Annotated in this window: 27 protein-coding genes and 1 tRNA gene; 20 read left to right on the top strand and 8 right to left on the bottom strand. The window is 67.6% G+C overall.

Annotation, left to right across the window (positions count from 1 at the left end):
* Window positions 1-16: 16 nt before the first annotated feature.
* Window positions 17-1,009: a thiamine-phosphate kinase gene (gene thiL / locus T8K17_RS18775; RefSeq protein WP_322331262.1), complete on the top strand. Its 993-nt coding sequence runs from the start codon at window positions 17-19 to the stop codon at window positions 1,007-1,009.
* Between the two features lie 14 nt (window positions 1,010-1,023).
* Window positions 1,024-1,503, top strand: a complete 480-nt coding sequence (locus T8K17_RS18770; RefSeq protein WP_322331261.1) for a flagellar basal body-associated FliL family protein — start codon at window positions 1,024-1,026, stop codon at window positions 1,501-1,503.
* Here T8K17_RS18770 and T8K17_RS18765 read toward each other — a convergent pair.
* Complete coding sequence (locus T8K17_RS18765; RefSeq protein WP_322331260.1) at window positions 1,460-2,155, bottom strand: PAS domain-containing protein; 696 nt, start codon at window positions 2,153-2,155, stop codon at window positions 1,460-1,462. The two genes, T8K17_RS18770 and T8K17_RS18765, sit on opposite strands and share 44 nt — an antisense overlap.
* A gap of 312 nt (window positions 2,156-2,467) precedes the next feature.
* Here T8K17_RS18765 and T8K17_RS18760 point away from each other — a divergent pair, with 312 nt between their 5' ends.
* Window positions 2,468-3,655, top strand: a complete 1,188-nt coding sequence (locus T8K17_RS18760) for an MFS transporter (RefSeq protein WP_322331259.1) — start codon at window positions 2,468-2,470, stop codon at window positions 3,653-3,655.
* Between the two features lie 184 nt (window positions 3,656-3,839).
* Window positions 3,840-5,933, top strand: a complete 2,094-nt coding sequence (locus tag T8K17_RS18755; protein WP_322331258.1) for a sodium-translocating pyrophosphatase — start codon at window positions 3,840-3,842, stop codon at window positions 5,931-5,933.
* A 108-nt stretch (window positions 5,934-6,041) separates the two neighbouring features.
* Here the strand turns inward: T8K17_RS18755 and T8K17_RS18750 are convergent, their stop codons facing one another.
* Complete coding sequence (locus T8K17_RS18750; protein ID WP_322331257.1) at window positions 6,042-6,497, bottom strand: outer membrane protein assembly factor BamE; 456 nt, start codon at window positions 6,495-6,497, stop codon at window positions 6,042-6,044.
* 158 nt (window positions 6,498-6,655) lie between these two features.
* On the opposite strand from T8K17_RS18750, the gene T8K17_RS18745 reads away from it, so the two are divergent.
* The 8 genes from T8K17_RS18745 to T8K17_RS18710 all read left to right on the top strand — a co-directional run bounded on the left by T8K17_RS18745 (window position 6,656) and on the right by T8K17_RS18710 (window position 11,977).
* Complete coding sequence (locus T8K17_RS18745; protein ID WP_322331256.1) at window positions 6,656-7,141, top strand: ubiquinol-cytochrome C chaperone family protein; 486 nt, start codon at window positions 6,656-6,658, stop codon at window positions 7,139-7,141.
* Complete coding sequence (locus T8K17_RS18740; protein ID WP_322331255.1) at window positions 7,138-7,713, top strand: DUF177 domain-containing protein; 576 nt, start codon at window positions 7,138-7,140, stop codon at window positions 7,711-7,713. Before T8K17_RS18745 ends, T8K17_RS18740 begins: the two co-directional genes overlap by 4 nt.
* 185 nt (window positions 7,714-7,898) lie before the next feature.
* The gene (gene plsX / locus T8K17_RS18735) at window positions 7,899-8,960 is read left to right on the top strand and encodes a phosphate acyltransferase PlsX (RefSeq protein ID WP_416153130.1); all 1,062 of its coding nucleotides are present in this window, start codon (window positions 7,899-7,901) and stop codon (window positions 8,958-8,960) included.
* Window positions 8,957-9,991 (top strand): beta-ketoacyl-ACP synthase III, encoded by a 1,035-nt coding sequence (locus T8K17_RS18730; protein ID WP_322331254.1) that lies wholly within the window; start codon window positions 8,957-8,959, stop codon window positions 9,989-9,991. Before plsX ends, T8K17_RS18730 begins: the two co-directional genes overlap by 4 nt.
* A gap of 66 nt (window positions 9,992-10,057) precedes the next feature.
* Window positions 10,058-10,360 (top strand): integration host factor subunit alpha, encoded by a 303-nt coding sequence (locus T8K17_RS18725; RefSeq protein ID WP_028794871.1) that lies wholly within the window; start codon window positions 10,058-10,060, stop codon window positions 10,358-10,360.
* A gap of 20 nt (window positions 10,361-10,380) precedes the next feature.
* Entirely contained in the window at window positions 10,381-10,896 is a 516-nt protein-coding gene (locus tag T8K17_RS18720; protein ID WP_322331253.1) for a MerR family transcriptional regulator, read from the top strand.
* A 141-nt stretch (window positions 10,897-11,037) separates the two neighbouring features.
* Window positions 11,038-11,114, top strand: a tRNA-Pro gene (locus T8K17_RS18715).
* Between the two features lie 95 nt (window positions 11,115-11,209).
* Window positions 11,210-11,977 (top strand): aldolase, encoded by a 768-nt coding sequence (locus tag T8K17_RS18710; RefSeq protein ID WP_322331252.1) that lies wholly within the window; start codon window positions 11,210-11,212, stop codon window positions 11,975-11,977.
* Window positions 11,978-12,064: 87 nt separating this feature from the next.
* Here T8K17_RS18710 and T8K17_RS18705 read toward each other — a convergent pair whose 3' ends face one another.
* Together T8K17_RS18705 and T8K17_RS18700 are read right to left on the bottom strand one after the other, a co-directional pair.
* Window positions 12,065-12,562 carry a hypothetical protein gene (locus T8K17_RS18705; protein WP_322331251.1) on the bottom strand — a complete coding sequence of 166 codons (498 nt, stop codon included), beginning with the start codon at window positions 12,560-12,562 and terminating at the stop codon, window positions 12,065-12,067.
* Between the two features lie 82 nt (window positions 12,563-12,644).
* A complete protein-coding gene (locus T8K17_RS18700; protein ID WP_322331250.1) occupies window positions 12,645-12,941 on the bottom strand; it encodes a hypothetical protein in 297 nt (98 codons plus the stop codon).
* Window positions 12,942-13,042: 101 nt separating this feature from the next.
* Between T8K17_RS18700 and T8K17_RS18695 the strand changes: the two genes are divergently transcribed.
* Window positions 13,043-14,275 carry an MFS transporter gene (locus T8K17_RS18695; protein WP_322331249.1) on the top strand — a complete coding sequence of 411 codons (1,233 nt, stop codon included), beginning with the start codon at window positions 13,043-13,045 and terminating at the stop codon, window positions 14,273-14,275.
* 121 nt (window positions 14,276-14,396) lie between these two features.
* On the opposite strand, the gene trpE is transcribed toward T8K17_RS18695, so the two are convergent.
* Together trpE and T8K17_RS18685 are read right to left on the bottom strand one after the other, a co-directional pair.
* On the bottom strand, window positions 14,397-15,902 hold the full coding sequence (trpE, locus tag T8K17_RS18690; RefSeq protein ID WP_322331248.1) for an anthranilate synthase component I: 1,506 nt from the start codon (window positions 15,900-15,902) through the stop codon (window positions 14,397-14,399).
* Complete coding sequence (locus tag T8K17_RS18685) at window positions 15,899-17,791, bottom strand: peptidyl-prolyl cis-trans isomerase (protein ID WP_322331247.1); 1,893 nt, start codon at window positions 17,789-17,791, stop codon at window positions 15,899-15,901. The genes trpE and T8K17_RS18685 overlap by 4 nt, the downstream gene beginning before the upstream one ends.
* 219 nt (window positions 17,792-18,010) lie before the next feature.
* On the opposite strand from T8K17_RS18685, the gene tpiA reads away from it, so the two are divergent.
* The 7 genes from tpiA to T8K17_RS18650 all read left to right on the top strand — a co-directional run bounded on the left by tpiA (window position 18,011) and on the right by T8K17_RS18650 (window position 25,006).
* Window positions 18,011-18,754 (top strand): triose-phosphate isomerase, encoded by a 744-nt coding sequence (gene tpiA / locus T8K17_RS18680; protein WP_322331246.1) that lies wholly within the window; start codon window positions 18,011-18,013, stop codon window positions 18,752-18,754.
* Between the two features lie 87 nt (window positions 18,755-18,841).
* Window positions 18,842-19,165 (top strand): preprotein translocase subunit SecG, encoded by a 324-nt coding sequence (secG, locus tag T8K17_RS18675; protein WP_322331245.1) that lies wholly within the window; start codon window positions 18,842-18,844, stop codon window positions 19,163-19,165.
* A 112-nt stretch (window positions 19,166-19,277) separates the two neighbouring features.
* Window positions 19,278-20,912 (top strand): CTP synthase, encoded by a 1,635-nt coding sequence (locus tag T8K17_RS18670; protein ID WP_322331244.1) that lies wholly within the window; start codon window positions 19,278-19,280, stop codon window positions 20,910-20,912.
* Window positions 20,913-20,932: 20 nt separating this feature from the next.
* Complete coding sequence (gene kdsA, locus T8K17_RS18665; RefSeq protein ID WP_322331243.1) at window positions 20,933-21,778, top strand: 3-deoxy-8-phosphooctulonate synthase; 846 nt, start codon at window positions 20,933-20,935, stop codon at window positions 21,776-21,778.
* Window positions 21,779-21,796: 18 nt separating this feature from the next.
* Window positions 21,797-23,197 (top strand): tetratricopeptide repeat protein, encoded by a 1,401-nt coding sequence (locus tag T8K17_RS18660; protein WP_322331242.1) that lies wholly within the window; start codon window positions 21,797-21,799, stop codon window positions 23,195-23,197.
* Window positions 23,198-23,246: 49 nt separating this feature from the next.
* Window positions 23,247-23,975 carry a class I SAM-dependent methyltransferase gene (locus T8K17_RS18655; protein WP_322331241.1) on the top strand — a complete coding sequence of 243 codons (729 nt, stop codon included), beginning with the start codon at window positions 23,247-23,249 and terminating at the stop codon, window positions 23,973-23,975.
* Window positions 23,976-24,670: 695 nt separating this feature from the next.
* The gene (locus tag T8K17_RS18650) at window positions 24,671-25,006 is read left to right on the top strand and encodes a hypothetical protein (RefSeq protein WP_322331240.1); all 336 of its coding nucleotides are present in this window, start codon (window positions 24,671-24,673) and stop codon (window positions 25,004-25,006) included.
* A 71-nt stretch (window positions 25,007-25,077) separates the two neighbouring features.
* Here T8K17_RS18650 and T8K17_RS18645 read toward each other — a convergent pair whose 3' ends face one another.
* Window positions 25,078-25,569, bottom strand: a complete 492-nt coding sequence (locus tag T8K17_RS18645; RefSeq protein WP_322331239.1) for a cupin domain-containing protein — start codon at window positions 25,567-25,569, stop codon at window positions 25,078-25,080.
* A gap of 171 nt (window positions 25,570-25,740) precedes the next feature.
* Window positions 25,741-26,178 (bottom strand): hypothetical protein, encoded by a 438-nt coding sequence (locus tag T8K17_RS18640; RefSeq protein ID WP_322331238.1) that lies wholly within the window; start codon window positions 26,176-26,178, stop codon window positions 25,741-25,743.
* Window positions 26,179-26,202 lie beyond the last annotated feature (24 nt).

Below are 26,202 nucleotides of genomic sequence, written 5' to 3'. Positions count from 1 at the left end.
GGGGCGGGCGAGCGGGATGACCGATGACGCGGCCCCGATGGGCGAGTTCGACCGGATCGCCCGGTTCTTCGCGCCGCTGGCCGAGGGAGCGCCCGGCGCCTACGGGCTGACCGACGACGCCGCGGCCCTCCCGGATGCCGGTGCCGATCGCGAATGGGTGGTCACGGTCGATGCCCTGGTGTCGGCGGTGCATTTCCTGGCCGACGACGCGCCCGACCTGGTGGCGCGCAAGGCGCTGCGGGTCAATCTGTCGGATCTGGCGGCCATGGGCGCCGTACCCTACGGCTATACCCTCGCCCTGGCCCTGCCGAAGGACATGGCCGAGCCGGCGGCCTGGTTGGAGGCGTTCTGCCGCGGCCTGGCGGACGACCAGGCGGAATTCGGCATCCATCTGCTCGGCGGCGACAGCGTGTCGACGCCGGGCCCGATCACTCTCTCGATCACCGCCTTCGGCCTGGGCGTGCGCGGCAAGGCGCTGCGGCGGAGCGGCGCGCGCCCGGGCGACGACCTGTGGGTCAGCGGCACCATCGGCGACGGCGCCCTCGGGCTGCTGGTCGCCCAGGGGCGGTTCCCCGGCCGGTTCTCCGATTTGGCCGACCGCTACCGCCTGCCGCAACCGCGGGTGGGCCTGGGCAGCCGGCTGGTCGACGCCGCCGGCGCGGCCATGGACGTGTCCGACGGGCTGCTGCAGGACGCCGGACACCTGGCGACCCATTCCGGCTGCCGGCTGGTCATCGACGGGCCGCGCGTGCCGCTGTCCGCTTCGGCGGCCGAGTTGATCAGCGACGATCCGGACCTCTTCGCCCTGGCGCTGTCGGGCGGGGACGACTACGAACTGCTGTTCACCGCCCCGGCGGACGCGGCGTCGGCCGTCGAGGCAGCGGGCCGCGAGGCGGGCGTATCCGTCACCCGCATCGGTCGGGTAGAGTCCGGCACCGGTGTCGAGGTCCTCGACCATCGCGGTCACCCCCTGGACGGCCTGACGGCACGGGGTTGGCGCCACTTCTGACGGAGCGCTGAACGATGAAGATCGTGATCATCCTCGTCGTCCTGCTCGCGCTTGTCGGCGGCGGGCTGTTCGGCGTGGCATCCTTCGCGCCCCAGCTCCTGCCGCCGCAACTGCAGACCCTGATGGGGATCGAGGTGCCGGAACCGACCGAGCCGGTGGAGGAGAAGAAGCCGGAGAACACCGCGCTGATCGACGTCGAGGCGCTGACCATCCCGATCTTCGAGGACGGCGACGTGAACCGGTTCCTCGTGATGGACATCCTGCTCGAGGTCGAGGCCGGTCCCAAGCAGGCCTACGTCACCCAGCAGATGCCGCGGATCATCGACACGATCCTCACCCATGTCCACGCGCTGGCTGCCTTGGACATCGAGCCGGGCATCGCCGACCGACAGTTTCTCAAGGAGCGTCTGCTGGCGAAACTGGATGAGGTAATAGGTAAGGACTATGTCCTTAACATTCTGTTTCAGAACCTTTTCGAGCGACCTCTGGGGTGAGGTCATAGGGGCCGTGCTGGCGCACATGCTCCTTGAACGGCAGATCGTCCACCGGCAGGTCGTGCAGCGGGATGTGGGACTCGGTGATGGTGCCGTCGGTCAACGCGATCTGGGTGAAATGGAAGCCGTCCTCGACGGCTGACGGCGCGGCCTCGTCGGTCCGCACCGCGCTGGTCGTGCTCAGCGACAGGAGCCCGAGAAGCTGGAGCGTGCCGTTGCGGCGGACCGGGAGCAGCAGGCGCTCGAACTCGGCCGCCCTCAGACCCGTATGGATCACGTAGCCCTTGAAGATGCAGGCCTTGAGGTCGAACACGTCGAAGAAATACGGCGCCACCAGACTGTAGATGGCGGGAGGCACGACCTGGCTCAGGGTCTTGCCGATATGGCTGGAGAAGAAAAGGTCGTTGACCGACTCGCCCGACACCCGATAGCGCAGCGCGTCGCCGTCGCGCTCGAGAATATAGACGTGCGGCAGCAGGGGGGCTGCATCCATCGGATCGAAGCCCGGCAACTCGCCCGGCGGCATCCGAAGGAAGGAGGCGGCCCAGTGCTCCGCCAGCGCCAGCGTCGGCTTGAAGCGCAGCCGCCGGCGGCAGAGTGCCAGAAAGGCCTCTCCGGACCGGACCGCATCGGGCTCGTCAGTGTGCGGCATGGCGGAACCTGATCCGGGCTCGTTGCAACATTTTTAGTTACCTGAAAATGTCTAATAACGTGATTACCGGGTGAGGCGCTACCCGCGGTGTCCCGGCGGGCCCGATCGGGCCGGGTCGAAACCGCCGAACGGAATGCGCTCCAACCGGTTGAATCGAGGAGGAATCCAGGCGATCCGGCCGCTGCGTCAGATTGTGACCGGCGCCAGTTCGGGGCTGGACGCCATGGGCTGCGGGGAGTAGGGGACTGATCCTTCCCTCTTCCGGTATCCGCCCGAGTGTCGCGGACCTCCGCTCTTCCTGGAGCCTGATTCATGTCTTTCCGCGACCCCTCGGTCAAAAACGTCGTGCTTCTGGCGATCTGCCAGGCTCTGTCGATGTCCGGCATGATCATGAACATGACGGTCACGGCGCTCGCCGGCGAGACGCTGGCGCCGGATCCGGCCTATGCGACGCTGCCGCTGGCCTTCCAGTTCACGGCGACCATGCTGACGACGATGCCGGCCGCGCTGTTCATGCGCCATGTGGGCCGCCGTCTCGGGTTCATGACCGGGGTGCTGATCGGTGTGACGGGGGCGTTCATCGGCGTCTCGGCGATCTTCTCGGGCAACTTCATCCTGTTCTGCCTCGCGTCGATGCTGATCGGATCGTTCCAGGGCTTTGCGGTGCTCTACCGCTACGCGGCGGCGGATACCGCGTCGGACACGTTCCGGCCGCGGGCGATCTCGCTGGTGCTCGCCGGCGGCGTGGTCGCGGCGCTGCTGGGGCCGGAGCTGGCCAAGGCGTCCTACGACTGGTTCGCGCCGGTCATGTTCGCCGGCAGCTTCGTCGCCATCGCCGTCGTGCAGTCCCTCAGCCTGCTGTTCCTGGCCTTCGTGCAGATCCCGCGCCCGACCGCCGAAAGCCGCGCCGAGAGCGGCCGGCCGCTGATGGAGATCGTGCGCCAGCCGACCTTCCTGGTGGCCGTCATGGGCGCGATGGTCGGCTACGGCAGCATGACCTTCGTGATGACGGCGACGCCGCTGGCGATGGAGGATTGCGGCTTCGCGTTTCAGGATTCCGCCTTCGTCATCCAATGGCATGCGGTCGGGATGTTCCTGCCGTCCTTCTTCACCGGGTCGCTGATCAACCGGTTCGGGGTGATCCGGGTGATGCTGACCGGCGTGCTGGCCTACCTGCTCTGCATCGCCATCAACTTCTCCGGCATCGAGATCCTGCAGTTCTTCTCCGCCCTGGTTCTGCTCGGCATCGGCTGGAACTTCCTGTTCATCGGCGGCACCACGCTGCTGACCGAGTCGTACCGGCCGGCCGAGCGCGCGAAGGTTCAGGGCTTCGGCGATTTCCTCGTCTTCTCGGCCTCCACCGTGGCCGCTTTCTCCTCCGGTTACATCAACCACAACTTCGGATGGCAGGCGGTGAATCTCGGCATCCTGCCGCTCGCCGTGGCCGTCGGCGTCGCCCTTCTGTGGTACGGGAGCCGCCGCCGCGCCGCGGCTGTCTGAAAGCCCTAGAAAAACCGGGGATAGTTGAATGGACAATATTATTTGCTATTGTCCATTGGGCTTCTGAACCGGGGGCAGAGGCCCGCGAATACTACCCTCCGGCTGTTGTCATGAGAGGTCTCGCCAAGCCGTCGCAAAAGATCGGCACCGGGATCTCCTTAGAGGGATGGAAGGGCTTCCAAAGATGGATGAGAAACTTCTGTTCGTAGTCCTGTGCGGCGTGGCCGCCTTGATCTACGGCTGGTGGGCGAGCAGGTCGATCCTGTCTGCGAGTGCTGGGTCCGAGCGCATGCAGGAAATCGCCGGTGCCATTCAGGAGGGGGCGAGCGCCTACCTGAACCGTCAGTACACGACCATCGCCATCGTCGGCGCCGTCGTGACGGTCATTCTGCTCGTGACGCTGGGGATGACGGTCGCCCTCGGCTTCGTCATCGGCGCCGTGCTGTCCGGCGTGGCCGGCTATGTCGGCATGAACGTGTCGGTGCGCGCGAACGTCCGCACCACCCAGGCGGCGACCAAGTCGATGGTCGCGGCCCTGGACGTCGCGTTCAAGTCCGGCGCGGTCACCGGCATGCTGGTGGTCGGCCTCGGCCTGCTGGGCGTGTCGGTCTACTACCTGGTGCTGCAGACGATCTACGACGCCGGCGATCCCGTCGGCCTGCGGCATATCCTGGAAGCCCTGGTGGCCTTGAGCTTCGGCGCCTCCCTGATTTCCATCTTCGCCCGTCTCGGCGGCGGCATCTTCACCAAGGGCGCGGACGTGGGCGCCGACCTCGTCGGCAAGGTCGAGGCCGGTATCCCCGAGGACGATCCCCGCAACCCGGCGGTGATCGCCGACAACGTGGGCGACAATGTCGGCGACTGCGCCGGCATGGCCGCCGACCTGTTCGAGACCTATGCCGTGACCGTCGTCGCCACCATGCTGCTGGCGGCGATCTTCTTCACCGGGGCCGACGTCGTCGCCATGATGACCTACCCGCTGATGATCTGCGCGGTGTGCATCCTGTCCTCGGTGATCGGCACGTTCTTCGTCAAGCTGGGATCCAGCCAGAAGATCATGGCGGCCCTCTACAAGGGCTTCATCGTCTCCGCCGTGCTGTCGGCGGTGCTGATCGCCGGCCTTACCTTCTACCTGTTCGGCACCACCGAGGCGATCGCCATGGGCGACACCACGGTGAACGGACGGTTCCTGTTCTACTGCGCCCTGACCGGCCTGGTGGTGACCGGGCTGCTGATCTGGGTGACCGAGTACTACACCTCCACCGAGTTCCGGCCGGTGCGCTCGATCGCCAAGTCGTCGGAAACCGGCCACGGCACCAACGTCATCCAGGGCCTCGCGGTCTCCATGGAGGCCTGTGCCCTGCCGGCGATCATCATCTCCGGCGGCATCATCGTCTCCTACCTGTGTGCCGGCGTGTTCGGCATCGGCGTGGCGGCGACCACGATGCTGGCCCTGGCCGGCATGGTCGTGGCGCTCGACGCCTACGGTCCGGTGACGGACAACGCCGGCGGCATCGCCGAGATGGCGGAACTGCCGGAAGAGGTGCGCACCATCACCGACGCCCTGGACGCTGTCGGCAACACCACCAAGGCGGTCACCAAGGGTTATGCCATCGGCTCCGCCGGTCTGGCGGCCCTGGTGCTGTTCGCGGCCTATACCGAGGATCTGAAATACTACTTCCCGGATCTGGAGGTGCAGTTCCGCCTGCAGGATCCGTTCGTGGTGGTCGGCCTCTTCATCGGCGGCATGCTGCCCTACCTGTTCGGCGCGCTCGGCATGCAGTCGGTCGGCCGCGCGGGCGGTGCGGTCGTCGAGGAGGTCCGCCGGCAGTTCCGCGAGAAGCCCGGCATCATGCAGGGCACGGACAAGCCGGAATACGGCACCTGCGTCGACATGCTGACCAAGGCGGCGATCAAGGAGATGATCATCCCTTCGATGCTGCCGGTGCTGGCACCGCCGGTGATGTACTTCGTCGTGCTGTGGATCGCCGGCCAGTCGGCCGCGTTCACCGCGCTGGGCGCGATGCTGCTGGGCACGATCGTGACCGGCATCTTCGTGGCGATATCCATGACCGCCGGCGGCGGCGCCTGGGACAACGCCAAGAAGTACATCGAGGACGGCAACCACGGCGGCAAGGGCTCCGAAGCCCATAAGGCCGCGGTGACCGGCGACACGGTCGGCGATCCCTACAAGGACACCGCCGGCCCCGCCGTGAACCCGATGATCAAGATCATCAACATCGTGGCGATCCTGCTGCTGGCGGCCCTGGCGGCCTGATCCGCCCGGCCGTCCGCAACGGACCCAAGAACGGCGAAGGCCCCGGAGACGATCCGGGGCCTTCGTCTTTGAGCCGTCTGCATCGGCAGCGGAGGAGAGCTCGGAGGCTCAGTCGGTCGGGGAGAACCGGCCGACGTTGCCGATCAGCTGCTTCAGAAGGGTGATGCGCTGGCCGGCGGTCGGCGTCTCGCGGTCGACGATCGCGATCTTCTTGCCGTCCTCGAGATCCAGCGTGCCGATCGACTTCACGGTGCCGGCGGGCTCGAAATCGACATAGACGACCCGGCGCTCGATCGTCTCCGGACGATAGAACGCCTGGCGTTCGGTGAGCTGCCCGATGTAGTACCATGTCGGCTCGCCGAAATTCGCCTGACTGGACGGCGATCCGAGCAGGGCCAGAACCTCGGATTGAGGCGTTCTGCCCGGTTCGATCTTGGCGAGGGCGTCCACATCCACCATGTTGCCGTGTGTCGCGATCTGCGGGCTGCAGGCGGCGACCGTGACCGCCAGGGCCACGCCGGCCAGGGCGGAGCGGAAAACTGAGGACGTGACAGGCGGGCGCATCGCGGATCCTGGTATCTGGGTATCCCGCAAGGAACGGGGCGACGGTATGGTCGCTTTCGGAGTAACGGAGAACAAAGATTTTCGCACGGTTTTTCAAGAGGGACGAGACCCGCCTTGCGGTCGACCGTCTGTATGACGCGATCGTCGACCAGGCGCGCGTGCCCGCTTTCTATGCCGACTTCGAGGTCGCCGACCAGTTGGAGGGCCGTTTCGATCTCCTGGTGCTGCATCTTCACCTGGTCATCCGCCGGCTGTCCGCCACCGACGATCCGGCCGCGCGCAAGATCGCCCAGGCCCTGTTCGACACCTTCTTCCACGACATGGACCGCACGCTGCGGGCCATGGGCGTCGGCGACATGAGCGTCGGCAAGAAGGTGAAAGACATGGTGCGGGCCTATTACGGCCGGTGCGCCGCCTATGAGGAGGCGCTGACGGGCGAGGGGGATCTGGCCGAGGCGATCCGGCGCAACGTGTACGAGGGCGCCCAGCACGCGCCGCAGGCGCCCGCCCTGGCCGCCTACGTGCTCCGGGCCCGCGACGGGATCGACGCCCTGCCGCTCGACGCCCTGAAGCGCGGGGCCGTGTCGTTTCCGGCGCCGTCCGCCGACGACCATGCTGCGGCCCCTGCTGAGGAAAAGCGATGACCGAGCCGACCGCCGTTACCCTGGTGGAGCCGATTCCGGTCACCCGGATCGGCCAGCCCGCCAAGACCATCCGTTTCGAGGCCGGCCCCGAAGACCGGGCCGTGCTGGCGCGGCGCTTCGGGCTGATCGAGCTGACCGCCTTCAGCGCCGAGGCCACCCTGCGCCGCCGCCGCGATACCGGCTGGATCGAGCTGAAGGGCAGGCTGAAGGCCAGCGTGGTGCAGGAATGCGTCGTCACCCTCGAGCCGGTTCCGGCGGAGGTCGAGGAGGAGATCGACGAACTGTTCGACGACAGCCGGGAGGTCGACGGATTCGAGGTCGAGCTCGACCCGGTCGCCGAGGATCCCGAACCGCTGGAGGGCGAGGTGCTGGACGTGGGCGAGGTGATTGCCCAGATCCTGTCCCTGGCCCTCGATCCCTATCCCCGCGCACCCGGCGTGCCCCCGGTGGGCGAGCCGTTGGCGGAGGATGGAGCAGAGGACGGGGCCGGGGAGGCGGCCGAGGACGAGGCCCCGGCGTCTCCCTTCGCCGCCCTGGCCGCGCTGAAGGACAGGGATGTCAAGAAACGGTAACGTGGTTGTCCGGTGGGGCAGATGTGGCGTACAAGACGCGCCCGGTTCGCGAGAGCCGGGCGGGCCGGGGAGTTTTTCCGGCAGCGGTCGACGCGCGGCGGCTGGAAGGCTAGAGTCCGCACGATCGATTCAACCGGTCTGGGGGGACTGGGGACCGTTGGAGAAGCGACGATGAGGGTCGACGAGTGTCGGACGGTCTGACGATCGCACTGGACGCTATGGGTGGGGATAAGGCACCGGACATGGTCGTCCAAGGTGCCGAAATCGCTCTGGAGCGGAGCCCCGATCTCAAGATCATCCTGGTGGGCGACGAGGCACGCCTGCGACCGCTGGTGGACAAGACCAAGCGGCTGAAGGCGCAGTCGCCGGAGATCATCCATACGGACAAGGTCATTGCCGACGAGGACAAGCCGTCCGTGGCGCTGCGCCAGGGCAAGGGCTCGAGCATGCGCCTGGCCATCGACCTGGTCGGCCAGGGCAAGGCCGACGGCGTGGTCTCCGCCGGCAACACGGGTGCGCTGATGGCCATCGCCAAGCTCGTGCTGCGGCCGATGCCGGGGATCGACCGGCCGGCGATCGCCGGGTTCTTCCCGACCCGGCGCGGCGAAAGCGCCATGCTGGACCTGGGCGCCAACATCACCTGCGACGCGACCAACCTCGTGCAGTTCGCCATCATGGGCCAGATTTTCGTGCGCACGGTGCTGGGGCTGGAGCGGCCGGTGGTCGGCATCCTCAACGTCGGCATCGAGGAGCAGAAGGGCAACGACTCGGTCCGCGAGGCGGCGACCATCCTGCGCGGCATGACGGACATGCCCTTCGAGTTCCACGGATTCGTCGAGGGCGACGACATTCCGGCCGGCACGGTCGACGTGGTCGTGACCGACGGTTTCTCCGGCAACATCGCGCTGAAGACGGCGGAAGGCACCTCGCGGCTCATCGGCCAGTTTCTGCGCGACGCGTTCCGCAATTCGCTGCTGTCCAAGCTCGGCTACCTGTTCGCCCGCGGCGCGGTCGGCCAGCTCCGGCAGCGCATGGACCCGCGGCGCTACAACGGCGCGATGTTCCTCGGCCTCAACGGCATCGCGGTGAAGAGCCATGGCGGTACCGACGCGCTCGGCTTCGCCAACGCGATCGGCGTCGCGGCGGACATGAAGCGTTATGGATTCCTTGAGAAAGTCCGCGAAGAATTGACCAACGGCCGCCTCGATCGGCCGGACGAGCAACCAACAGCGGTGGCAACGGCATGATGAAACGGTCCCTGATGATCGCGACCGGGTCCTATCTCCCCGAGCGCGTGGTCAGCAATGAGGAGCTGTCGACCTGGGTCGATACCTCGGACGACTGGATCCGCCAGCGCACCGGGATCCGGCAACGCCATCTCGCCGCCGAGGGCGAACTGACCAGCGACCTGGCGATCAAGGCGGCGCGCAACGCCCTCGACATGGCGGGGCTGGAAGGCGAGGACATCGACCTGATCGTCGTCGCCACCACCACGCCGGACGACACCTTCCCGGCGACGGCGACCAAGGTCCAGAAGGCGCTGGGCGCTTTCAACGGTGCCGCGTTCGACGTCCAGGCGGTCTGCGCCGGCTTCGTCTATGCGCTCGCGGTGGCGGACAACTTCCTGAAGGCGGGCCAGGCCCGCACCGCCCTGGTGATCGGCGCCGAGACCTTCTCCCGGCTGCTCGACTGGGAGGACCGCACCACCTGCGTGCTGTTCGGCGACGGGGCGGGCGCGGTGCTGCTGCGCGCCACCGATGCGGCCGGCGACGGCTGGGGCGTGCTCTCCACCCATCTGCATTCCGACGGCCGCGAGCGCGACATCCTCTATGTGGACGGCGGTCCGTCCGCCACCGGGACCGTCGGCCATGTGCGCATGAACGGCAAGGAAGTGTTCCGCCACGCCGTCTCCAAGCTGTCCGGCGTGATCGACGAATCCCTCGACGCCAACGGCCTGTCGGCCGCCGACGTGGACTGGCTGATCCCGCATCAGGCCAACCGCCGGATCATCGACGCGATGGCCAACCGGATGAAGCTGCCGGCCGAGAAGGTGGTGGTTTCGATCGAGCGCCACGCCAATACCTCGGCCGCGTCCGTGCCGCTGGCGCTGGACGAAGCGGTGCGCGACGGCCGGGTCCGGCCGGGCGATCTGCTGCTGCTGGAGGCCATCGGCGGCGGGCTCGCCTGGGGCGCCGGGCTGGTCCGTTTCGGCATTCCGGCGCGCATGGAGAGGTCCGGGACCGAGACGGCACGCGAGGAAGTCGCGCCAATCGCCTGAAATCACCTAATTAATTGACGGTTCGATTCGTTCGGGGTACCGTTCTGTTCCACAACGGGGGTGCGCATGACCGGCGAAACGATCACCCGCGCTCATTTGAGCGAGGCCGTCTACCAGGAAGTCGGCCTGTCCCGAAACGAATCGGCGGATCTCGTCGAGTCGGTTCTTGATGAAATGATTGAAGCGCTGGTTCGCGGGGAGATGGTCAAGATCTCGTCGTTCGGCAGCTTCTCGGTCCGCCAGAAGGGCGAGCGGATCGGCCGTAATCCCAAGACGGGCGAGGAGGTTCCGATCCTGCCGCGCCGTGTCCTGGTGTTCCGTCCGTCCCATGTCCTGAAGAACCGGATCAACCGAGAGTCGGAGGACTGACCCCGGGGGGGTAGGGCGCAATGGCCGACACGCAAGCAACCTCCTCTGCGCCTCGCCGCAACGGCAAGTCGGCGGCGGCTTTCCGCACGATCAGCGAAGTCGCCGACGATCTGGATGTCCCGCCGCATGTGCTGCGGTTCTGGGAAACCAAGTTCAATCAGGTCCGGCCGCTGAAGCGCGGCGGCGGGCGGCGCTATTACCGCCCCGAGGATATCGCGCTGCTGCGCCGGATCCGGGAGCTGCTGTACCGCGAGGGCTACACCATCAAGGGCGTGCAGAAGCTTCTGCGCGAAGGCGCGGTGCGGATGCCGACCGCCGGCGAGACCGCCCGGGCTGTGCAGTCCGGCGATGCCGAGATGGCTCCGGCGCCGAGCAACGGCAACGGTAATGGTAACGGCCATGAGGGTGATGCCGAGCCGGCCGCGGCGGCCGGCGAGGAAGCGGATGTGCCGGCGACCGTGGACCGCAGCGCGATCAAGGCCGTGCTGGACGAACTGACCGCCCTGAAAAAGCTGCTGGCGGCCGCGCGCAGCTGAGACGACGCGTCCGGCGGGATCGGCGCCTGCCGTGCTGTTCCGGACCCCGTTTCACCCGTCGGACAAATCATCAAAAAGAGCTGAAATTCTGGGCCGCTTCGTGTTGTGGCCCCATGGCGGATCGCCTATAGTCCGCCGCGTCGGAGCGTAGCGCAGCCTGGTAGCGCACCACACTGGGGGTGTGGGGGTCGTGGGTTCGAATCCCGCCGCTCCGACCATCTTGATCTCTCGACGCCCCCATCCTCCCCCGATACCTTGTTCCGAGCTGTTTCACGCCCGGTCATTGTCGGGCCGGATATCGTTGGAGAGACCCATGTCGCTTGCCGCCGTTCCCGAGTCCGAGGGCCTCGACGCCCGCGCCAAGACCCGCATCGAGCTGGCGGCCGCCCTGCGCTGGGCCGTGCGCATGGGCATGCACGAGGGGATCTGCAATCACTTCTCCGCGGTGATCCCGGGCGAGGACGACCGCTTCCTGCTGAACCCGCACGGCTATCACTGGTCGGAGGTGCGGGCGAGCGATCTGGTGGAAGTCGACGCCGAGGGCAATGCCGTCGACGGCAAGGAGCCGCCGGAGCCGACCGCCTTCTTCATCCACTATCACATCCACCGGCTGGTGCCGGACGCCAAGGTCGTGCTGCACACCCACATGCCCTACGCCACGGCGATCACCATGCTGGAGGCGGGGCGGCTGGAGCCGGTGCTGCAGACCTCGCTGAAGTTCTACGACCAGATCGCCTATGACGACCTGTACAACGGGTTGGCGTTGGACGATTCCGAGGGCGAGCGCATCGCCGCGTCCCTGCAGGGCGGCAAGCGGGTGGCGTTCCTGGCCAATCACGGCGTGGTGGTGACCGGCCGCAACATCGCCGAGGCCTTCGACGATCTCTATTACCTGGAGCGTGCCGCTCAGGCGCAGGTCATCGCCATGTCGACCCATGCGCCGCTGCGCCGGGTGCCTCAGGACGTGGCCCGGATGACCGCCGACCAGATGTCGTCCAATTCCGAGCGGGCCCAGGCGCACCGGCATTTCGCCGCGCTGATGCGGCTGCTGGACCGGGACGAGCCCGACTACAAGGACTGATCCGGCCGCCGGACAGGTCGGAACGACAACGCCTTCATCTGAGAGATCGGATGAATGCGTTCGTTTATCTCACTGAATTTAAACGACTCAAGGCCAGGGCTGGCTGTCGACCTGCATGCCTACGCGCTTGAAGTAGGAGTCGAAATTGGTCTCCGGCCCGACGAGCTGGTGCACCAGCTTGGCGATGGTCACGCGGCGCTGCGGCACCTTGAAGACCGGGCCGGTCTCGTTGACCGGCTGGGGCAGGATGCAGCGCCAGCCGTCGACCGCCACCAGCATGTCGCGGTAGACCATGGCGCCGTTGAACAGGAAATCGATCAGCACGCCCTGGGCCCGCTTGTTGGGCAGCTTGTCGACCCATTCCTCCTTGTAGTTCTTGTCGCCGACCAGCCCCCAGGCCATGCCGAAGCGCACGTCGCGCAGGAAGGTGAGGGTGGTGGTGTGCTCCTGCAGCTCGAAATCGACGGTGCCGCCGCCGGAGGCTCGGATCGGCACGACCCGGAACATGAAGGTCGGCAGCACCGTGGCGCGCCAGTCGTCCGGCTTGCTGGCGGCGATCACGGTCAGGTAGTCGTCGAGCGTCATGCGGTCCCCCGTGCGGCCCCCCTAAGGCCGAGGGATAGTGGCCGGGGGAAGGGAGCCTGTCCAGCGGGTGAAGTGCCGTAAGTTACTGACCGCCGACGATCCTGCGACCATTCCGGGTCAGTTTGCAGACCAGCCAGTCGGGTTTGAGCGGGTTCTCGAACCAGGGCTCCGCCCATCCCCGGTCGAGGCAGGCCCGCACCATCCGGGCGTTCACCCGCTGGCCGTTTCGGTCGAAGAGCGGCAGCTTGCCGCCGGGCTGGTCGAGGCCGCGGGCGAGCCAGGCCCGCTGGGCGGCCGTCGGCCCGGGCGTGGCCGCCGAGCCTTTACCAGCCGGTTTCTTTGCCGCCGCCTTTCCGCTCGATGTCCCCGATCCCGCCATGGATCCGACTCTAGAAAGCCCGATGGCCCACCGCAAGCGCATGGCGGCGTCTTGTCGCCACTTTGCGTTGCGTGGGATAACGGACGAAAGAGGAAGCGCCCATGTCCAGCCCCGTCTCGCCCGTGCCCGTTTCGTCCATGCCGGTCTCGTCCCGGTTTGCGCTCGGCTTCTCCTGTGTCGGCCATACCTTCTCGCATCTGCTGATGCTGCTCTATCCGACGGTCGTCCTGTCGCTGGAGAGCGCCTGGGACATGCGGTTCGGCGACCTGATCGCGCTGATGCTGGTCAGCCAGATCCTGTTCGGCGCCGCCGCGGTCCCCGCCGGCTGGCTGGCCGACCGGTGGAGCGCGCCGGGGATGATGGCGTTGTTCTTCCTGGGCACCGGCGGCATGTGCGTCGCCACCGGCTTCGCCGACGGGCCGTTCGCCATGGCGGTCGGCCTGGGCGGCATCGGGCTGTTCGCCTCGATCTACCACCCGGTCGGCATCGCCTGGGTCACCCGCGACCCGGCGACCCGGGGCCGCGCGCTCGGCATCAACGGCGTGTTCGGCTCGCTGGGGACCGCCGGCGGGGCCGTGGTCGCCGGCACGCTCGCCGCCGCCTTCGGCTGGCAGTGGGCGTTCTTCGTGCCCGGGGCGATCTGCGTGCTGGTCGGCGTCGGCTTGGTCGTCTCGATCCTGTTCGGTCTGGTGGAGGACAACCGGGCGGTCCATCACGCAGCCGCCAGGGAGGCCAGCCGTGGCGACATGCTGCGCGGCGCCCTGGTGCTGATGGTGACGATCGCCCTGTCCGGTCTGATCTACCAGTCGACCTCCTTCGCCATGCCCAAGCTGTTCGACCAGCGGCTGGTCGGCATGGTCGAGACCACCGCCGGGGTCGGCGTGCTGGTCTCGCTGATCTACGCGGTGTCGGCGCTGGCGCAGGTGCTGGGCGGCTGGATGGCCGACCGGTTCGACCTGAAGCGGGTCTACATCACCTGCTGGGCGCTGCAGATCCCGTTCCTGGCGGTGGCCGCGACCCTGGCCGGGCCGCTGCTGCTGCCGGTGGCGGCGATGATGGTGCTGACCAACACCGCCTTCGTGCCGGCCGAGAACAGCCTGTTCGCCCGCTACTCGCCGCCGGCCTGGCGCGGCACCGCCTTCGGGGTGAAGTTCCTGGTGTCGCTGGGCGTGTCGGCGATCAGCGTGCCGCTGGTGGGCCAGCTTTACGACATGGCCGGCGATTTCGAGCCGCTGCTAGTGCTGCTGGCCCTGTTCGCGGCGGGTGGCGCTGTTGCGGGGCTGCTGCTGCCGGCGGGGCGGCGCACCGAGCCGGTGGCCCAGCCGGCGGAGTAGGGGCTACCCACTCATCCGTTTTAACCGTCATCCCGAACTTGTTTCGGGACCTCCAACGGCATCGACGCACGTGAGGTCCCGAAACGAGTTCGGGATGACACATGTTTAGAGATTAGGCGGGTCAGCTCCGCCTTGCCGCGAAGCGCACCGCTTCCTGGGCCGCGCGGATGAGGGCGCGGGCCTTGTTCTGGGTTTCCTGCCATTCGGCCTCGGGGTCGCTGTCGGCGACCACGCCGCCGCCGGCCTGGACGTACATGGTGCCGTCCTTCACCAGGGCGGTGCGCAGGGCGATGCAGGTGTCCATGGCGTTGGCCGAGAGATAGCCCACGGCCCCCGCATAGACGCCGCGGCGCGACACTTCCAGCTCGTCGATGATCTCCATCGCCCGGACCTTGGGCGCGCCGGACACCGTGCCCGCCGGGAAGCCGGCGAACAGGGCTTCCAGCACGTCCTTGTCCTCGGCCAGCTCGCCGTCCACGTGGCTGGCGATGTGCATGACGTGGCTGTAGCGCTCGATGGTGAACTGGTCCTTCACCTCCACCGTGCCGATCTTGGCCACCCGGCCCACGTCGTTGCGGCCCAGATCGAGCAGCATGAGATGCTCGGCCCGTTCCTTCGGATCAGCCAGCAGCTCCTCGGCCAGGGCCTTGTCCTCTTCCGGGGTCTCGCCGCGCTTGCGGGTGCCGGCGAGCGGGCGGATCGTCACCACCCCGTCGCGCAGCCGCACCAGGATCTCCGGGCTGGAGCCGACGATCGAATAGGCGCCGAAATCGAAGAAGAACAGGAAGGGCGAGGGATTCAGCCGCCGCAGCGAGCGGTACAGCGCGAAGGGCGGCAGGGTGAACGGCACCGACATCCGGTGCGACGGCACCACCTGGAAGGCGTCGCCGGCGTTGATGTACTCGACGGTCCGGCGGACCATCTCGTGATACTGCTCGCGTCCGGTATTGGAGACCGGCTCCGGCAGGGCGTCGACCGCCCCCGGCCGCTCGCGGCGGTAGGGCAGGGAGCGCTCGAAATCGGAGACCACGTCGGCCAGCCGCTCCGCCGCCGCCGCATAGGCCGCCCGCGCGCCCATCTCGGCGTCCGGATAGACCGGGGTGATGATGGTGACCATGTCGTCGATGTTGTCGAACACGCAGACGATGGTCGGCCGCAGCATGATGCCGTCCTGGATGCCGAGGGTGTCCGGGTTGTTGTCCGGAATGTCCTCGAACAGGCGGATGGCGTCGTAGCCCATATAGCCGAACAGGCCGGCCGCCATCGGCGGCACCTCGGCCGGCAGGTCGATGCGGCTCTCGGCGATCAGCGCCCGCAGGGAGGCCAGCGGCGGCTCCGACAGCGGCTCGAAGGCGTCGGTGTCGACCCGGGCCTGCCGGTTGATCTCCGCCTTGTCCTTGTAGAACCGCCAGATCAGGTCCGGCTTCAGGCCGATGATCGAGTAGCGGCCGCGCACCGCGCCGCCCTCGACGGATTCCAGCAGGAAGGCGTTCGCCCGGCCGTCCGCCAGCTTCATCATGGCGGAGACCGGCGTCTCCAGATCGGCGACCAGGGTGGTCCAGACCACCTGCGCCCGTCCTGCGTCGTAGGCCTCTCGGAACGCGTCGAAATCGGGACTGGTGGTCATTGCGCGCCTTCGTTCACGGTGAAGAGCTGACGCACGGCACCCGGATTGACGGTGACCTCGTGGCGGCTTTCCAGATCGGCGAGCAGCAGCTCGATCAGGTCGTTGGAGACGGCGCCGGCAATCTCGGCCCGGACCTGGTCCTGCGGCCCCGCCATGGAGCCGCCGCCCTCGATGACCTCGACCAGGGTGACCACGGCGGCGCCCTGGTCGCTGCTGACGGCGCTGGCGCCGCCGGCCTTCTGCTCGAACAGGGCGCCCGCGACGGCCGGCGGCCAGCCGGGGGTCAGGCCCTGGCCCTGGCGGGTGATCGCCGGCAGACGCTCGACCGTCAGGTCGTGCTCGGCGGCGGCCTCGGCGAGCGGCGTGCCGGCCTTCACGGCGGCGACGATCTCGTCGGCGATGTCCTCCGCCCGCTCCAGACGCTGTTCCGTGTCCCAATCGGCGAGCACCGCCGGGCGGACCTGCCCGAGTTCGGGAATCCGCGGCGGCTCGACGCCATCGACGCGCAGGATGAAATAGGTGCCGTCGCGGGTTTCGGTCAGCGTGCTCTGGGTGCCCGTCTCGGTCTCGAAGGCGGTCCGCAGGAACGGCTCGCCGGGCAGGGTGGTGACGATGCCGCCGGCCGGCTGACTGCCGTCGCGGGCGACGAAGGGGATCTGGTTCAGCGGGATGTTCAGCGACCGGGCCGCTTCCTCCAGGGTGGACCCGGCGGCGAGCGCGTCCTCCACGGCGTTGGAGCGCTCGAAGACCTCGTCATAGGCCCGTTCCAGGGCGACTTCGCGCCTCAGGTCGTCGCGCACGTCCTCGAAGCTTGCCGGCGCGCCGACCTCGGCCTCGCGGATGCGGAACAGGTGCCAGCCGAACGGGCTTTCCACCGGCTCCGTCACCGAGCCCGGCTCGGTGAGGGCGAAGACCGCCTCGGCGGTGCCTTCGGGCAGGTCGCTGCGGGTCACCTGACCGAAATCGAGTTCGGCGGCGGACATGCCGGTGACCTCTTCGGCCACCGCGGCGAAATCCTCGCCCGCCTGGATCCGGTCATAGGCGGCGCCGGCCGCGTCCTGGTCGGCGAACAGGGCCTGGTCGACCGTGCGCGTTCCCCGGGTGTCGAAGCTCGCCTTGCGCTCCTCGAACAGCTCCCGCAGCTCGTCCTCGGGGATCTCCATGGACTGGGCGATCGACTGGGGCGAGACCGCCAGCCAGCTCACGCCGCGGTATTCCGGCGTCTCGTAGTCCTTCTTGCGCTCTTCGTAATAGGCGCTCAGCGCCGCCTCGTCCGGCTGCTCGGGGGCGGGCAGGGCGGAGGCGTCGATGCGCACCGCCGCCGCGATCCGGCGCTCCTCGCGATAGTCGTGCAGCGTCTTAACGATCGCGTCAGGCACGGTCTTCTCGCTGCCGGCGGCCACGGCGCCGATGAGCTGGTTGCGGGCCAGGTCGCGGCGGGCGCGGGAGACGAACTCCGACTCGCTCCAGCCGTTCGAGGCCAGGAAGGTCTGGTAGGCGGTGCGATCGAACTGACCCAGGCTGTCGCGGAACTGCCGGTGGATGAGCTGGACGATCTGCTCGTCGCTCGCGGACAGGCCGAGCCGGTTGGTCGCCACGACCATCAGGCTCTGCACCGTCAGGTTCTGCAGGGTCTGGTCGAGCAGGCCGAGCTGGATCGCCTGATCCACGGTCAGCGGAATGCCCAGACGCCGGCGCGACCGGTCGAACTCCTCCGCCGCCTCGACCGCGGTGACCCGCACGTCGCCGTCGACCTCGACCGCGGCGCGGCCGGCGGGGCTGCCGAAGATCGTGTCGCCGATGCCCCAGATCGCGAAGCTCGCGATCAGCAGGACGAACAGAATCTTGACGAAGATCGAGGAGACCTTGGAACGAATAAACTGGAGCATGATACGGCGGCCTGATGCAGCGGGTCGCGAATGGTCGTTCGGATCAGGGTTGTAGGCTCCGTCCCCCTTAGAACGCAAGGCTTCGGGCAGGGCGGGGGATCGGGCCGGGGATCGGGCGAGGGATCGGACGGGGGATCGGCGGGTGGCGGGCACCCTTGCCCCGTGCTAGAGCGTCCCCACGTTTCAAAGCATCCAGTGACGACCAAGGAGGGTTTCGCCGTGGCTCCACGCGCGCTGATTGCCGGCAATTGGAAGATGAACATGGACCGCGTCTCCAGCGAGGTTCTGGCCGAGGCGCTGGCCCGCAACGTCGGCAAGGTGGCGGTGGAACTCGTGGTCTGCCCGCCGTCGGTCTATCTGTCGCCGGTCAGCGTCATGCTCGGTTCCAGCGGCGTCGCCCTGGGCGGCCAGGACTGCCACACCGCGGAGAGCGGCGCCCATACAGGCGACGTCTCCCCGGAGATGCTGGCCGATCTCGGCTGCACCTATGTCATCGTCGGCCATTCCGAGCGCCGCGCCGATCACGGCGAGACCGATGCGGAGGTCCGCGCCAAGGCCGAGGCGGCCCGCCGGGCCGGCCTGGTGCCCATCGTCTGCGTCGGCGAGACCGAGGCCGAGCGCGATGCCGGCAAGGCGCTTGAGGTGGTCGAGAGTCAGGTCCGCGGCTCGGTGCCCGAGGGGCTGACCGGCGAGACGCTGGTCGTGGCCTACGAGCCGGTCTGGGCGATCGGCACCGGCCGCACGCCGACCGCCGAGGACGTCGCCGCCGTCCATGCGCATATCCGCAAGGTGCTGGACGATATCTGCGGCGACGCGGCCAACGTCCGGCTGCTCTATGGCGGCTCGGTGAAGCCGGGGAACGCCAAGGAACTGATGTCGGTGGCCAACGTGAACGGCGCCCTGGTCGGCGGCGCGTCGCTCAAAGCGGAGGACTTCCTCGGCATCGCCCAGGCGACCCCGTGACCGCGTGTCTGAGATAGACGCACGACAGACTGGCCAACCGGCGCTGGAAACGTTACAACCCGCGCCGACCGAAGACCGGGGTTCGACATGCAACTGATCATTCTCACCGTACATCTCATGATCGCGCTGGCGCTGATCGTCACCGTGCTGCTTCAGCGCAGCGAGGGCGGCGGCCTGGGCATCGGCGGTGGCGGCGGCGGTGGCGGCGGCCTCGGGTCCTTCATGTCGGCGCGCGGCACCGCAAACCTGCTGACCCGGACCACGGCGATTCTGGCCGCCTGCTTCATGGCGACCAGCCTGACATTGGCGATTCTCGCCTCCCAGACCAAGAAGGCGTCCATCGTCGATCAGGTTCCGGCGGTCTCGACGCCGGCCGAGCCGACGGCTCCCGCCGCGCCTCTCTCGCAGTAACACATTGATTCGGCGGGAAATTCCCGCCCGTTCTCGACCGGCATCGCATTCGTGGCGCCGGATGGTCACAACGCGTGCTTGGATCGCACTCGATGATGTATAAGGAACGCCCATGACGCGGTTTATCTTCATTACCGGCGGCGTGGTCTCCTCCCTGGGAAAAGGTCTCGCCTCTGCCGCCCTTGGCGCGCTGCTTCAGGCACGCGGCTATAAAGTCCGGCTGCGCAAGCTGGACCCCTATCTGAACGTGGATCCGGGCACCATGAGCCCGTATCAACACGGCGAGGTCTACGTCACCGACGACGGGGCGGAGACCGATCTCGATCTCGGCCATTACGAGCGCTTCACCGGCGTCTCGGCCCGCAAGAGCGACAACGTGACCACCGGCCAGATCTATATGGACGTGATCACGCGCGAGCGGCGCGGCGACTATCTCGGCGCCACGATCCAGGTCATCCCGCACGTCACCGACGCGATCAAGGAGTTCGCCAAGGGCGACATCACGGACGAGGATTTCGTCCTGTGCGAGATCGGCGGCACGGTCGGCGACATCGAGGGCCTGCCCTTCCTGGAGGCGATTCGCCAGCTCGGCAACGAGCTCGGCCACGAGCGCTCGCTGTTCCTGCACCTGACCCTGGTGCCCTACATCCCCTCGGCCGGCGAGTTGAAGACCAAGCCGACCCAGCACTCGGTGAAGGAGCTGCAGAGCGTCGGTATCCAGCCGGACATCCTGCTGTGCCGGTGCGACCGGGAGATTCCGAGCGACCAGCGCCGCAAGATCGGCCAGTTCTGCAACATCCGTCCCGAAGCGGTGATCCCGGCGCTCGACGCCTCGTCGATCTACGAGGTGCCGCTGCGCTACCATGAGGACGGGCTGGACACCGAGGTGCTGCGCCATTTCGGCCTGCTGCAGGACGAGAGCGAGCCGAATCTGGAGCGCTGGACCGGCATCATGGACCGGGTCGCCAATCCGGAAGGTCATGTGAAGATCGCCGTGGTCGGCAAGTACACGAGCCTGCTGGACAGCTACAAGTCGCTGGCCGAGGCGTTGACTCATGGCGGCATCGCCAACAACGTGAAGGTCGAGCTCGACTGGATCGACAGCGAGATCTTCGAGACCGAGAGCGAAGCGGTCATGCGGCTGGAGGATGTCCACGGCATCCTGGTGCCGGGCGGCTTCGGCGAGCGCGGTTCCGAGGGCAAGATCGCGGCGGTCACCTTCGCCCGCGAGCGGCGGATTCCCTATTTCGGCATCTGCTTCGGCATGCAGATGGCCTGCATCGAAGCGGCGCGCTCCGGCGGCGGCATTGCGGGTGCGGGTTCCACCGAGTTCGGTCCCTGCGATGAGCCGGTCGTCGGCCTGCTCACCGAATGGACCCGGGGCAATGTCACCGAGACCCGCGATGCGGGCGGCGACTACGGCGGCACCATGCGTCTCGGCGCCTATGAGTGCCGGCTCGAGGACGGCAGCCGGGTACACGACATCTACGGCGACGCCCTGATCCATGAGCGCCACCGGCACCGCTATGAGGTCAACATCAACTACAAGCCGGCTCTGGAGCAGGCGGGTCTGCGCTTCTCCGGCATGTCGCCGGACGGTGTGCTTCCGGAAATCATCGAGCGGCCGGACCATCCGTGGTTCGTCGGCGTCCAGTTCCACCCGGAATTGAAGTCCAAGCCGTTCGACCCACATCCGCTGTTCACCAGCTTCATCGCCGCGGCGGTGGAGCAGTCGCGTCTGGTCTGATCCAGCAAAGGGCTGATCCCATGGTTGCCTCCCGCACCGTCCGCATCGGCGACCTCGCCGTCGCCAACGACCGCCCGTTCACCCTGATCGCCGGTCCGTGCCAGATCGAGAGCCGGGAGCACGCGCTGGAGATCGCCGAGGAACTGGTGAAGGTCTGCGCGGCGGCCGAGGTCCCGCTGATCTTCAAGTCGTCCTACGACAAGGCGAACCGGACCAGCCTGAATGCCGGCCGCGGCGTCGGCATCGACCAGGGTCTGGCGATCCTGGTCGAGGTGCGCGAGAAGTTCGGCTGCCCGGTGCTGACCGACGTGCATGAGCCGGCGCAATGCGCCATCGCGGCGCAGGCGGTGGACGTGCTGCAGATCCCGGCCTTCCTGTGCCGCCAGACCGACCTCGTGGTCGCCGCCGGCGAGACCGGCAAGACCGTGAACATCAAGAAGGGCCAGTTCCTGGCCCCCTGGGACGTGGCCAACATCGCAGCCAAGGTGGTCGCCACCGGCAACCAGAACATCCTGCTGACCGACCGGGGCACCAGCTTCGGCTACAACACCCTGGTCTCCGACATGCGCGGTCTGCCGGAAATGGCCCGCGACGGCTATCCGGTGGTGATCGACGCAACCCATTCGGTGCAGCAGCCGGGCGGCAAGGGCGGCTCGTCGGGCGGCCAGCGCGAATTCGTCCCGGTCATCGCCCGCGCGGCCCTGGCCGTCGGCGTGGCCGCCGTGTTCATGGAATGCCACCCGGAGCCGGACAGCGCCCCGTCCGATGGCCCGAACATGGTGCCGCTCGATCAGGTCGGCGGCCTGTTGGCGACCTTCAAAGCCTTCGATAGCATAGCCAAAGCGAACCCGATCACGCTCGACTGAGGGCGGACAAGGAGCTTCATGGCACTCCAGGAAGGCCGCTACGGCCTGACCTACACCAGCGCGCGCCCGGAGGCTGTGGAGGCCTTCGACGGCATGGTGACCTCCTATCTCGGCTTCGGCAGGGATATCGGCGACCGGCTGAAGCAGGTGTTCTCCGCCGATCCGGACATGCCGATGGCCCACGTGGCCAAGGGGTATCTGTTCAAGCTGTTCGGCAGCGGCGCCATGGCTGAGCGCGCGAAGAAGGCGCTGGCCGAGGCCAAGACCCGGGCGGAAACCCAGGGCGTGACCGAGCGCGAGGCGCTGCACCTGGCCGCCCTGGACGCCTGGTGTGCCGAGGATATCGACCGCACCACCGCCTGCTGGGAGCGGGCGGTTCTCGAATACCCCAAGGACGCGCTCGCCCTGCGGCTGGCCCATTTCAACCATTTCTACGCCGGCGAGGGCCGGATGATGCGCGACAGCACCGCCCGGGTGCTGCCGGACTGGAGCAAAGACGACCCGGATTACGGGTTCCTGCTCGGCATGCATGCCTTCGGGCTGGAGGAGGCCGGCGACTACGCCGCGGCCGAGCCGTTCGGCCGCATGGCGGTGGAGCAGAACCCGGCCGATGCCTGGGCCGTGCATGCGGTCGCCCATATCATGGAGATGCAGGGTCGCCACCGCGAGGGCGTGGACTGGGTCTCGGGTCTGGAGCCGTCCTGGTCGGCCACCAACAACTTCCGCTTCCATCTCTACTGGCACCAGGCGCTGTTCCACCTGGAGCGCCACGAGTTCGGCGCGGTGCTGGCGCTCTATGACCGGCAGATCGCCTCCGATCTCGACGCCGACATGTATCTCGACGTCTGCAATGGTGCGTCGCTGCTGTGGCGGCTGGAGATGTACGGCGTCGATGTGGGCGATCGCTGGAAGGACCTGGCGCGGGTCTCCCTGCGCCATGCCGAGGACCACGAGCTGATCTTCGTGTCGCTGCATTATCTGATGGCGCTGATCAAGGGTGGGGAGCCGCAGGCTGCGGCCACGCTCGCTGGGCATCTGGAGAGCTACGCCAACGCCGCGACAACGCAAGGCCGGGTCGCCGCCCGGGTCGGGACCGCCACGGCGGAGGCCATGGCGGCCCTGGCCGCCGGCGATGCGGCCACGGTCGTGGAGGCGCTCTATCCGGTGCGCTACGACCTGTACTGCATGGGCGGCAGCCACGCCCAGCGCGACGTGTTCGAGGAGATGCTGGTCACCGCCGCGGTGGAGGCCGATCCGATGCTGGCCCGGGCCCTGCTGGCTGAGCGCACGGCGGCGAAGCCGAACTCGGCCTGGAGCTGGCAGAACTACGCCACCGCGCTCAAGGCCACTGGCCGCGACCAAGCCGCCGATCTGGCGAAGGCGCGGGCTGCGGCCTTGGTGTCGGCAGCGTCGGGCTAGGGCGCGGTCTCATAGGTGCGCGCCTAACCGCGGCGAGGAGATCGATCTCGTGAGCCGGGACGGATTTTTCGACGAGGGGATCGCGGAAACCTACGATCGGGACCATGGCGGCACCGACCCTGACTTAATCCGGCAGACCGTCGAGTGTCTGATCGACTTGTCCGAGGGCGGGGAGATCCTCGAATTCGCCGTCGGCACGGGCCGGATAGCCATCCCCCTGGCCGAGCGAGGCGCGGTCGTGAAGGGGATCGAGCTTTCGCGGGCCATGGTCGAAAAGCTGCGGGCGAAGGAAACCGCGGCACCCATGGAGGTCGCGATCGGCGACATGACCTCGGTGCGGGTTGCCGGGAGTTTTTCGCTCGTCTTCCTTGTTTTCAACACCATCGACAATCTGACGACACAGCAGGCGCAGGTTGCCTGTTTCAAGAACGCTGCGGTGCATCTGCGGCCAGGAGGGCGGTTTCTCGTCGAGACGCAGGTCCCGCCCCTCCAGAAGTTGGCGTTCGGCGAGACCAGGCTGGCCTTCGCGAGCGATCCCCGACATTTCGGTGTCGATGTGTTCGATGTTGCGACGCAGAGCTACCGGTCGAACCACGTCTGGATGGACGGCGACCGCCACACGCACCTTTCGATCCCCTTCCGCTATGCGTGGCCGTCCGAACTCGATCTGATGGCAGAGCTCGCCGGTATGACGCTGGAGTTTCGGTGGGCCGATTGGAATCGCTCACCCTTCGACCGTCTGAGCGGCAAACACGTATCGGTGTGGCGCAAGCTCTGAGCCGATCCCGGCCTGGGGCGGGAGCAACTAGGCGCCGCCGCTGAAGGTCACCGGTGCATCCTCTTCCGACTTCCTGGACGTTCCCGGCGCAAAGCCGGGGGCGATCCAGGACCGTGTCCCCCGCGTCGATGCCAGGGTCCTGGATCGACCTCCGTCCCGGCTGGGCGCAGGGGTGGAGGTCGTCCAGGAAGTCGGTGAGGGGGAAGTCGGTGGGGGGGAAGGGGGAGATGGGGGGAGGCGCTGAACCCTGCGTTCCCGGCCACAAGGAGGGCTCCCGCCCGCGTCAGTCGTCCTGACCTGCAACCTTTCCGACTTCCTGGACGCTCCCGGCGCGATGCAGGGGGCGATCCAGGACCGTGCCTCTGGCGTCGAGACCAGGGTCCTGGATCGACCTCCGCCCCGGCTGGGCGCCAGGGTCGGAGCTCGTCCAGGAAATCGGGGAGGGGGAAGTCGGTGAGTGCGGAAGTCGGTGAAGGGTAACGGGCAAGGAGTCCGGTCGCCGCCTCCCAGGCCGCCCCGGGCTTGCCGACCCAATCAGTATGGAACCGCGCTGACGACCCAGCCGTTCCTGAAGGCGAGGACGGCCTCGTTTCCGAGTCAGGAGACGGCTTCGGCGTCTCATTCGTCCGGTCGTTCAGAGCCGATGGCGAAGGTCACGACGACCCCCGCTGAGAATACGCGCAAAGGAGAACAGTATGCATACCACATTGCTTGAAGACTTCGTGGTGGCGTCAAATTCAGACAACCGTATTGAGGCATTCTACATCGACACCGAGACGGCAACGGTCATGCATACATGGCAGCTGGAGCCGGATAATCCTGCTTCGTGGTCAAGTCCCGAGCCGCTATACGGGACGAATTCTTCGGGTGGAGGGTCGAACGCTTCCCTAACGGGCGCGCACCGTGTCGAGGCAACGACGGATGCCGATGGGCAGATCCATGTGGTCGCGTCGACAACCGACAACAAATATCATGTCTGCTATCAAACTCCCGGCAAGTGGAATGGGTGGTTCGAGATTCAGCAAAAATAGCTGGCCTGGCCTTCTGGGCCACAGACATCACGGTCGTTTCGGCGTGGCGGGCGTTTGACAGTGACGGCCGGTCACTCCGCCTTCTGGATCACCGAGCCGTCGCTGCGGCGCACGAAGTATTCCGCGCCATCGATCCAGCGCACCGCCATGTCGATGTCCGAATAGTCGACCTCGTCGCCCTCGGTGCGGTCGCCGATCTCCAGATAGGTCGCTTCCGCATCCGAGCGGTTCTGCAGGGCATGGCCGTCGCCGGTACCCTTGGGGAAGGCGGCACAGTCGCCCGCGCGCAGCACGCGCTCGCCCGCATCGGTCTGCAGCACCAGCTCGCCGGTCAGCACCATGACGAACTCGTCCTGCCGGGTGTGCCAGTGGCGCAGCGCCGACTGGCACCCGGCGGGCAGGGTGACGTGGTTGACGCCGAAATTGCCGATGCCGCCGTGATTGCCGAGCTTGCGCTTGATCCGGGCCGCCGAAGATCTGGCATAGGCGTCCGGATAGCCGTTGCCGGTTTCCGGCGGAACCGAAAGGGCGGCGTAGGTGGGCGTGGTGGGGTTATCCGTCATCGGTCATCCGTTGCGGAGGGAGCGCTGCCCCCAGTCTATCGCGACGGACTGAAATGAAAAACGGCGGCCCGAAGGCCGCCAGGGGAAACAAGAACGGCGGGCCGAAGGCCCGCTGGGGGAAACAAAAACGGCGGCCCGAAGGCCGCCGGGGATCCTGGGTCGGAAACGCGGTCAGACGAAGACGGAAACGCCGCCCGTCGCACCGGTGCCGCTGCGGTCGCTGGCGCCCGGAAGCAGCGAGTTCGTGCTGTTCGGCGCTGCGGCCTCTTCCTGCCGCTCCTCGTCCTCGCTGGCGGCCTGGGCGCTGTCGGTCTGGCCGGTACCGGTCTGGGCCGGGCCGGTGTCCTGTTCTTGGGTCGCCTGGATCAGCGCGCTCAGGGACTCGCTCGCCAGCGACGTGCTCGGAACGCTGCTGCCCTGTCCCGGAAGCGGGGAGGCGGCATCGCCGAACCGCTCCTCACGGGCCTCGACCTGCGAGGTGTCGGACGTTCCGAACCGGGCGTCCTGGGACTCCTGGGCTCGGTTTTCCTCAGCGCGGCTCGGCTGCTGAGTGTTGCGAAGGGCGCTAAGCTGCGAGCTGCCCTGGGTATCGACGCCGGCGATGGCCATGTCGCACTCCTAAATCGTCGCTTC

Source organism: Thalassobaculum sp. OXR-137, from assembly GCF_034377285.1.
GTDB lineage: Bacteria > Pseudomonadota > Alphaproteobacteria > Thalassobaculales > Thalassobaculaceae > Thalassobaculum.
Note: the sequence above shows the minus strand (reverse complement) of the source record. Positions and strands in the feature narration are given on the sequence as shown.

Excerpts from the sequence above, each read along its gene's own strand:
- thiL (WP_322331262.1), top strand. The coding sequence starts at position 17 with ATGACCGATGACGCGGCCCCGATGGGCGAGTTCGACCGGATCGCCCGG.
- T8K17_RS18770 (WP_322331261.1), top strand. The coding sequence starts at position 1,024 with ATGAAGATCGTGATCATCCTCGTCGTCCTGCTCGCGCTTGTCGGCGGC.
- T8K17_RS18765 (WP_322331260.1), bottom strand. The coding sequence starts at position 2,155 with ATGCCGCACACTGACGAGCCCGATGCGGTCCGGTCCGGAGAGGCCTTT.
- T8K17_RS18760 (WP_322331259.1), top strand. The coding sequence starts at position 2,468 with ATGTCTTTCCGCGACCCCTCGGTCAAAAACGTCGTGCTTCTGGCGATC.
- T8K17_RS18755 (WP_322331258.1), top strand. The coding sequence starts at position 3,840 with ATGGATGAGAAACTTCTGTTCGTAGTCCTGTGCGGCGTGGCCGCCTTG.
- T8K17_RS18750 (WP_322331257.1), bottom strand. The coding sequence starts at position 6,497 with ATGCGCCCGCCTGTCACGTCCTCAGTTTTCCGCTCCGCCCTGGCCGGC.
- T8K17_RS18740 (WP_322331255.1), top strand. The coding sequence starts at position 7,138 with ATGACCGAGCCGACCGCCGTTACCCTGGTGGAGCCGATTCCGGTCACC.
- T8K17_RS18730 (WP_322331254.1), top strand. The coding sequence starts at position 8,957 with ATGATGAAACGGTCCCTGATGATCGCGACCGGGTCCTATCTCCCCGAG.
- T8K17_RS18725 (WP_028794871.1), top strand. The coding sequence starts at position 10,058 with ATGACCGGCGAAACGATCACCCGCGCTCATTTGAGCGAGGCCGTCTAC.
- T8K17_RS18720 (WP_322331253.1), top strand. The coding sequence starts at position 10,381 with ATGGCCGACACGCAAGCAACCTCCTCTGCGCCTCGCCGCAACGGCAAG.
- T8K17_RS18710 (WP_322331252.1), top strand. The coding sequence starts at position 11,210 with ATGTCGCTTGCCGCCGTTCCCGAGTCCGAGGGCCTCGACGCCCGCGCC.
- T8K17_RS18705 (WP_322331251.1), bottom strand. The coding sequence starts at position 12,562 with ATGACGCTCGACGACTACCTGACCGTGATCGCCGCCAGCAAGCCGGAC.
- T8K17_RS18700 (WP_322331250.1), bottom strand. The coding sequence starts at position 12,941 with ATGGCGGGATCGGGGACATCGAGCGGAAAGGCGGCGGCAAAGAAACCG.
- T8K17_RS18695 (WP_322331249.1), top strand. The coding sequence starts at position 13,043 with ATGTCCAGCCCCGTCTCGCCCGTGCCCGTTTCGTCCATGCCGGTCTCG.
- trpE (WP_322331248.1), bottom strand. The coding sequence starts at position 15,902 with ATGACCACCAGTCCCGATTTCGACGCGTTCCGAGAGGCCTACGACGCA.
- T8K17_RS18685 (WP_322331247.1), bottom strand. The coding sequence starts at position 17,791 with ATGCTCCAGTTTATTCGTTCCAAGGTCTCCTCGATCTTCGTCAAGATT.
- secG (WP_322331245.1), top strand. The coding sequence starts at position 18,842 with ATGCAACTGATCATTCTCACCGTACATCTCATGATCGCGCTGGCGCTG.
- T8K17_RS18670 (WP_322331244.1), top strand. The coding sequence starts at position 19,278 with ATGACGCGGTTTATCTTCATTACCGGCGGCGTGGTCTCCTCCCTGGGA.
- kdsA (WP_322331243.1), top strand. The coding sequence starts at position 20,933 with ATGGTTGCCTCCCGCACCGTCCGCATCGGCGACCTCGCCGTCGCCAAC.
- T8K17_RS18660 (WP_322331242.1), top strand. The coding sequence starts at position 21,797 with ATGGCACTCCAGGAAGGCCGCTACGGCCTGACCTACACCAGCGCGCGC.
- T8K17_RS18650 (WP_322331240.1), top strand. The coding sequence starts at position 24,671 with ATGCATACCACATTGCTTGAAGACTTCGTGGTGGCGTCAAATTCAGAC.
- T8K17_RS18645 (WP_322331239.1), bottom strand. The coding sequence starts at position 25,569 with ATGACGGATAACCCCACCACGCCCACCTACGCCGCCCTTTCGGTTCCG.
- T8K17_RS18640 (WP_322331238.1), bottom strand. The coding sequence starts at position 26,178 with ATGGCCATCGCCGGCGTCGATACCCAGGGCAGCTCGCAGCTTAGCGCC.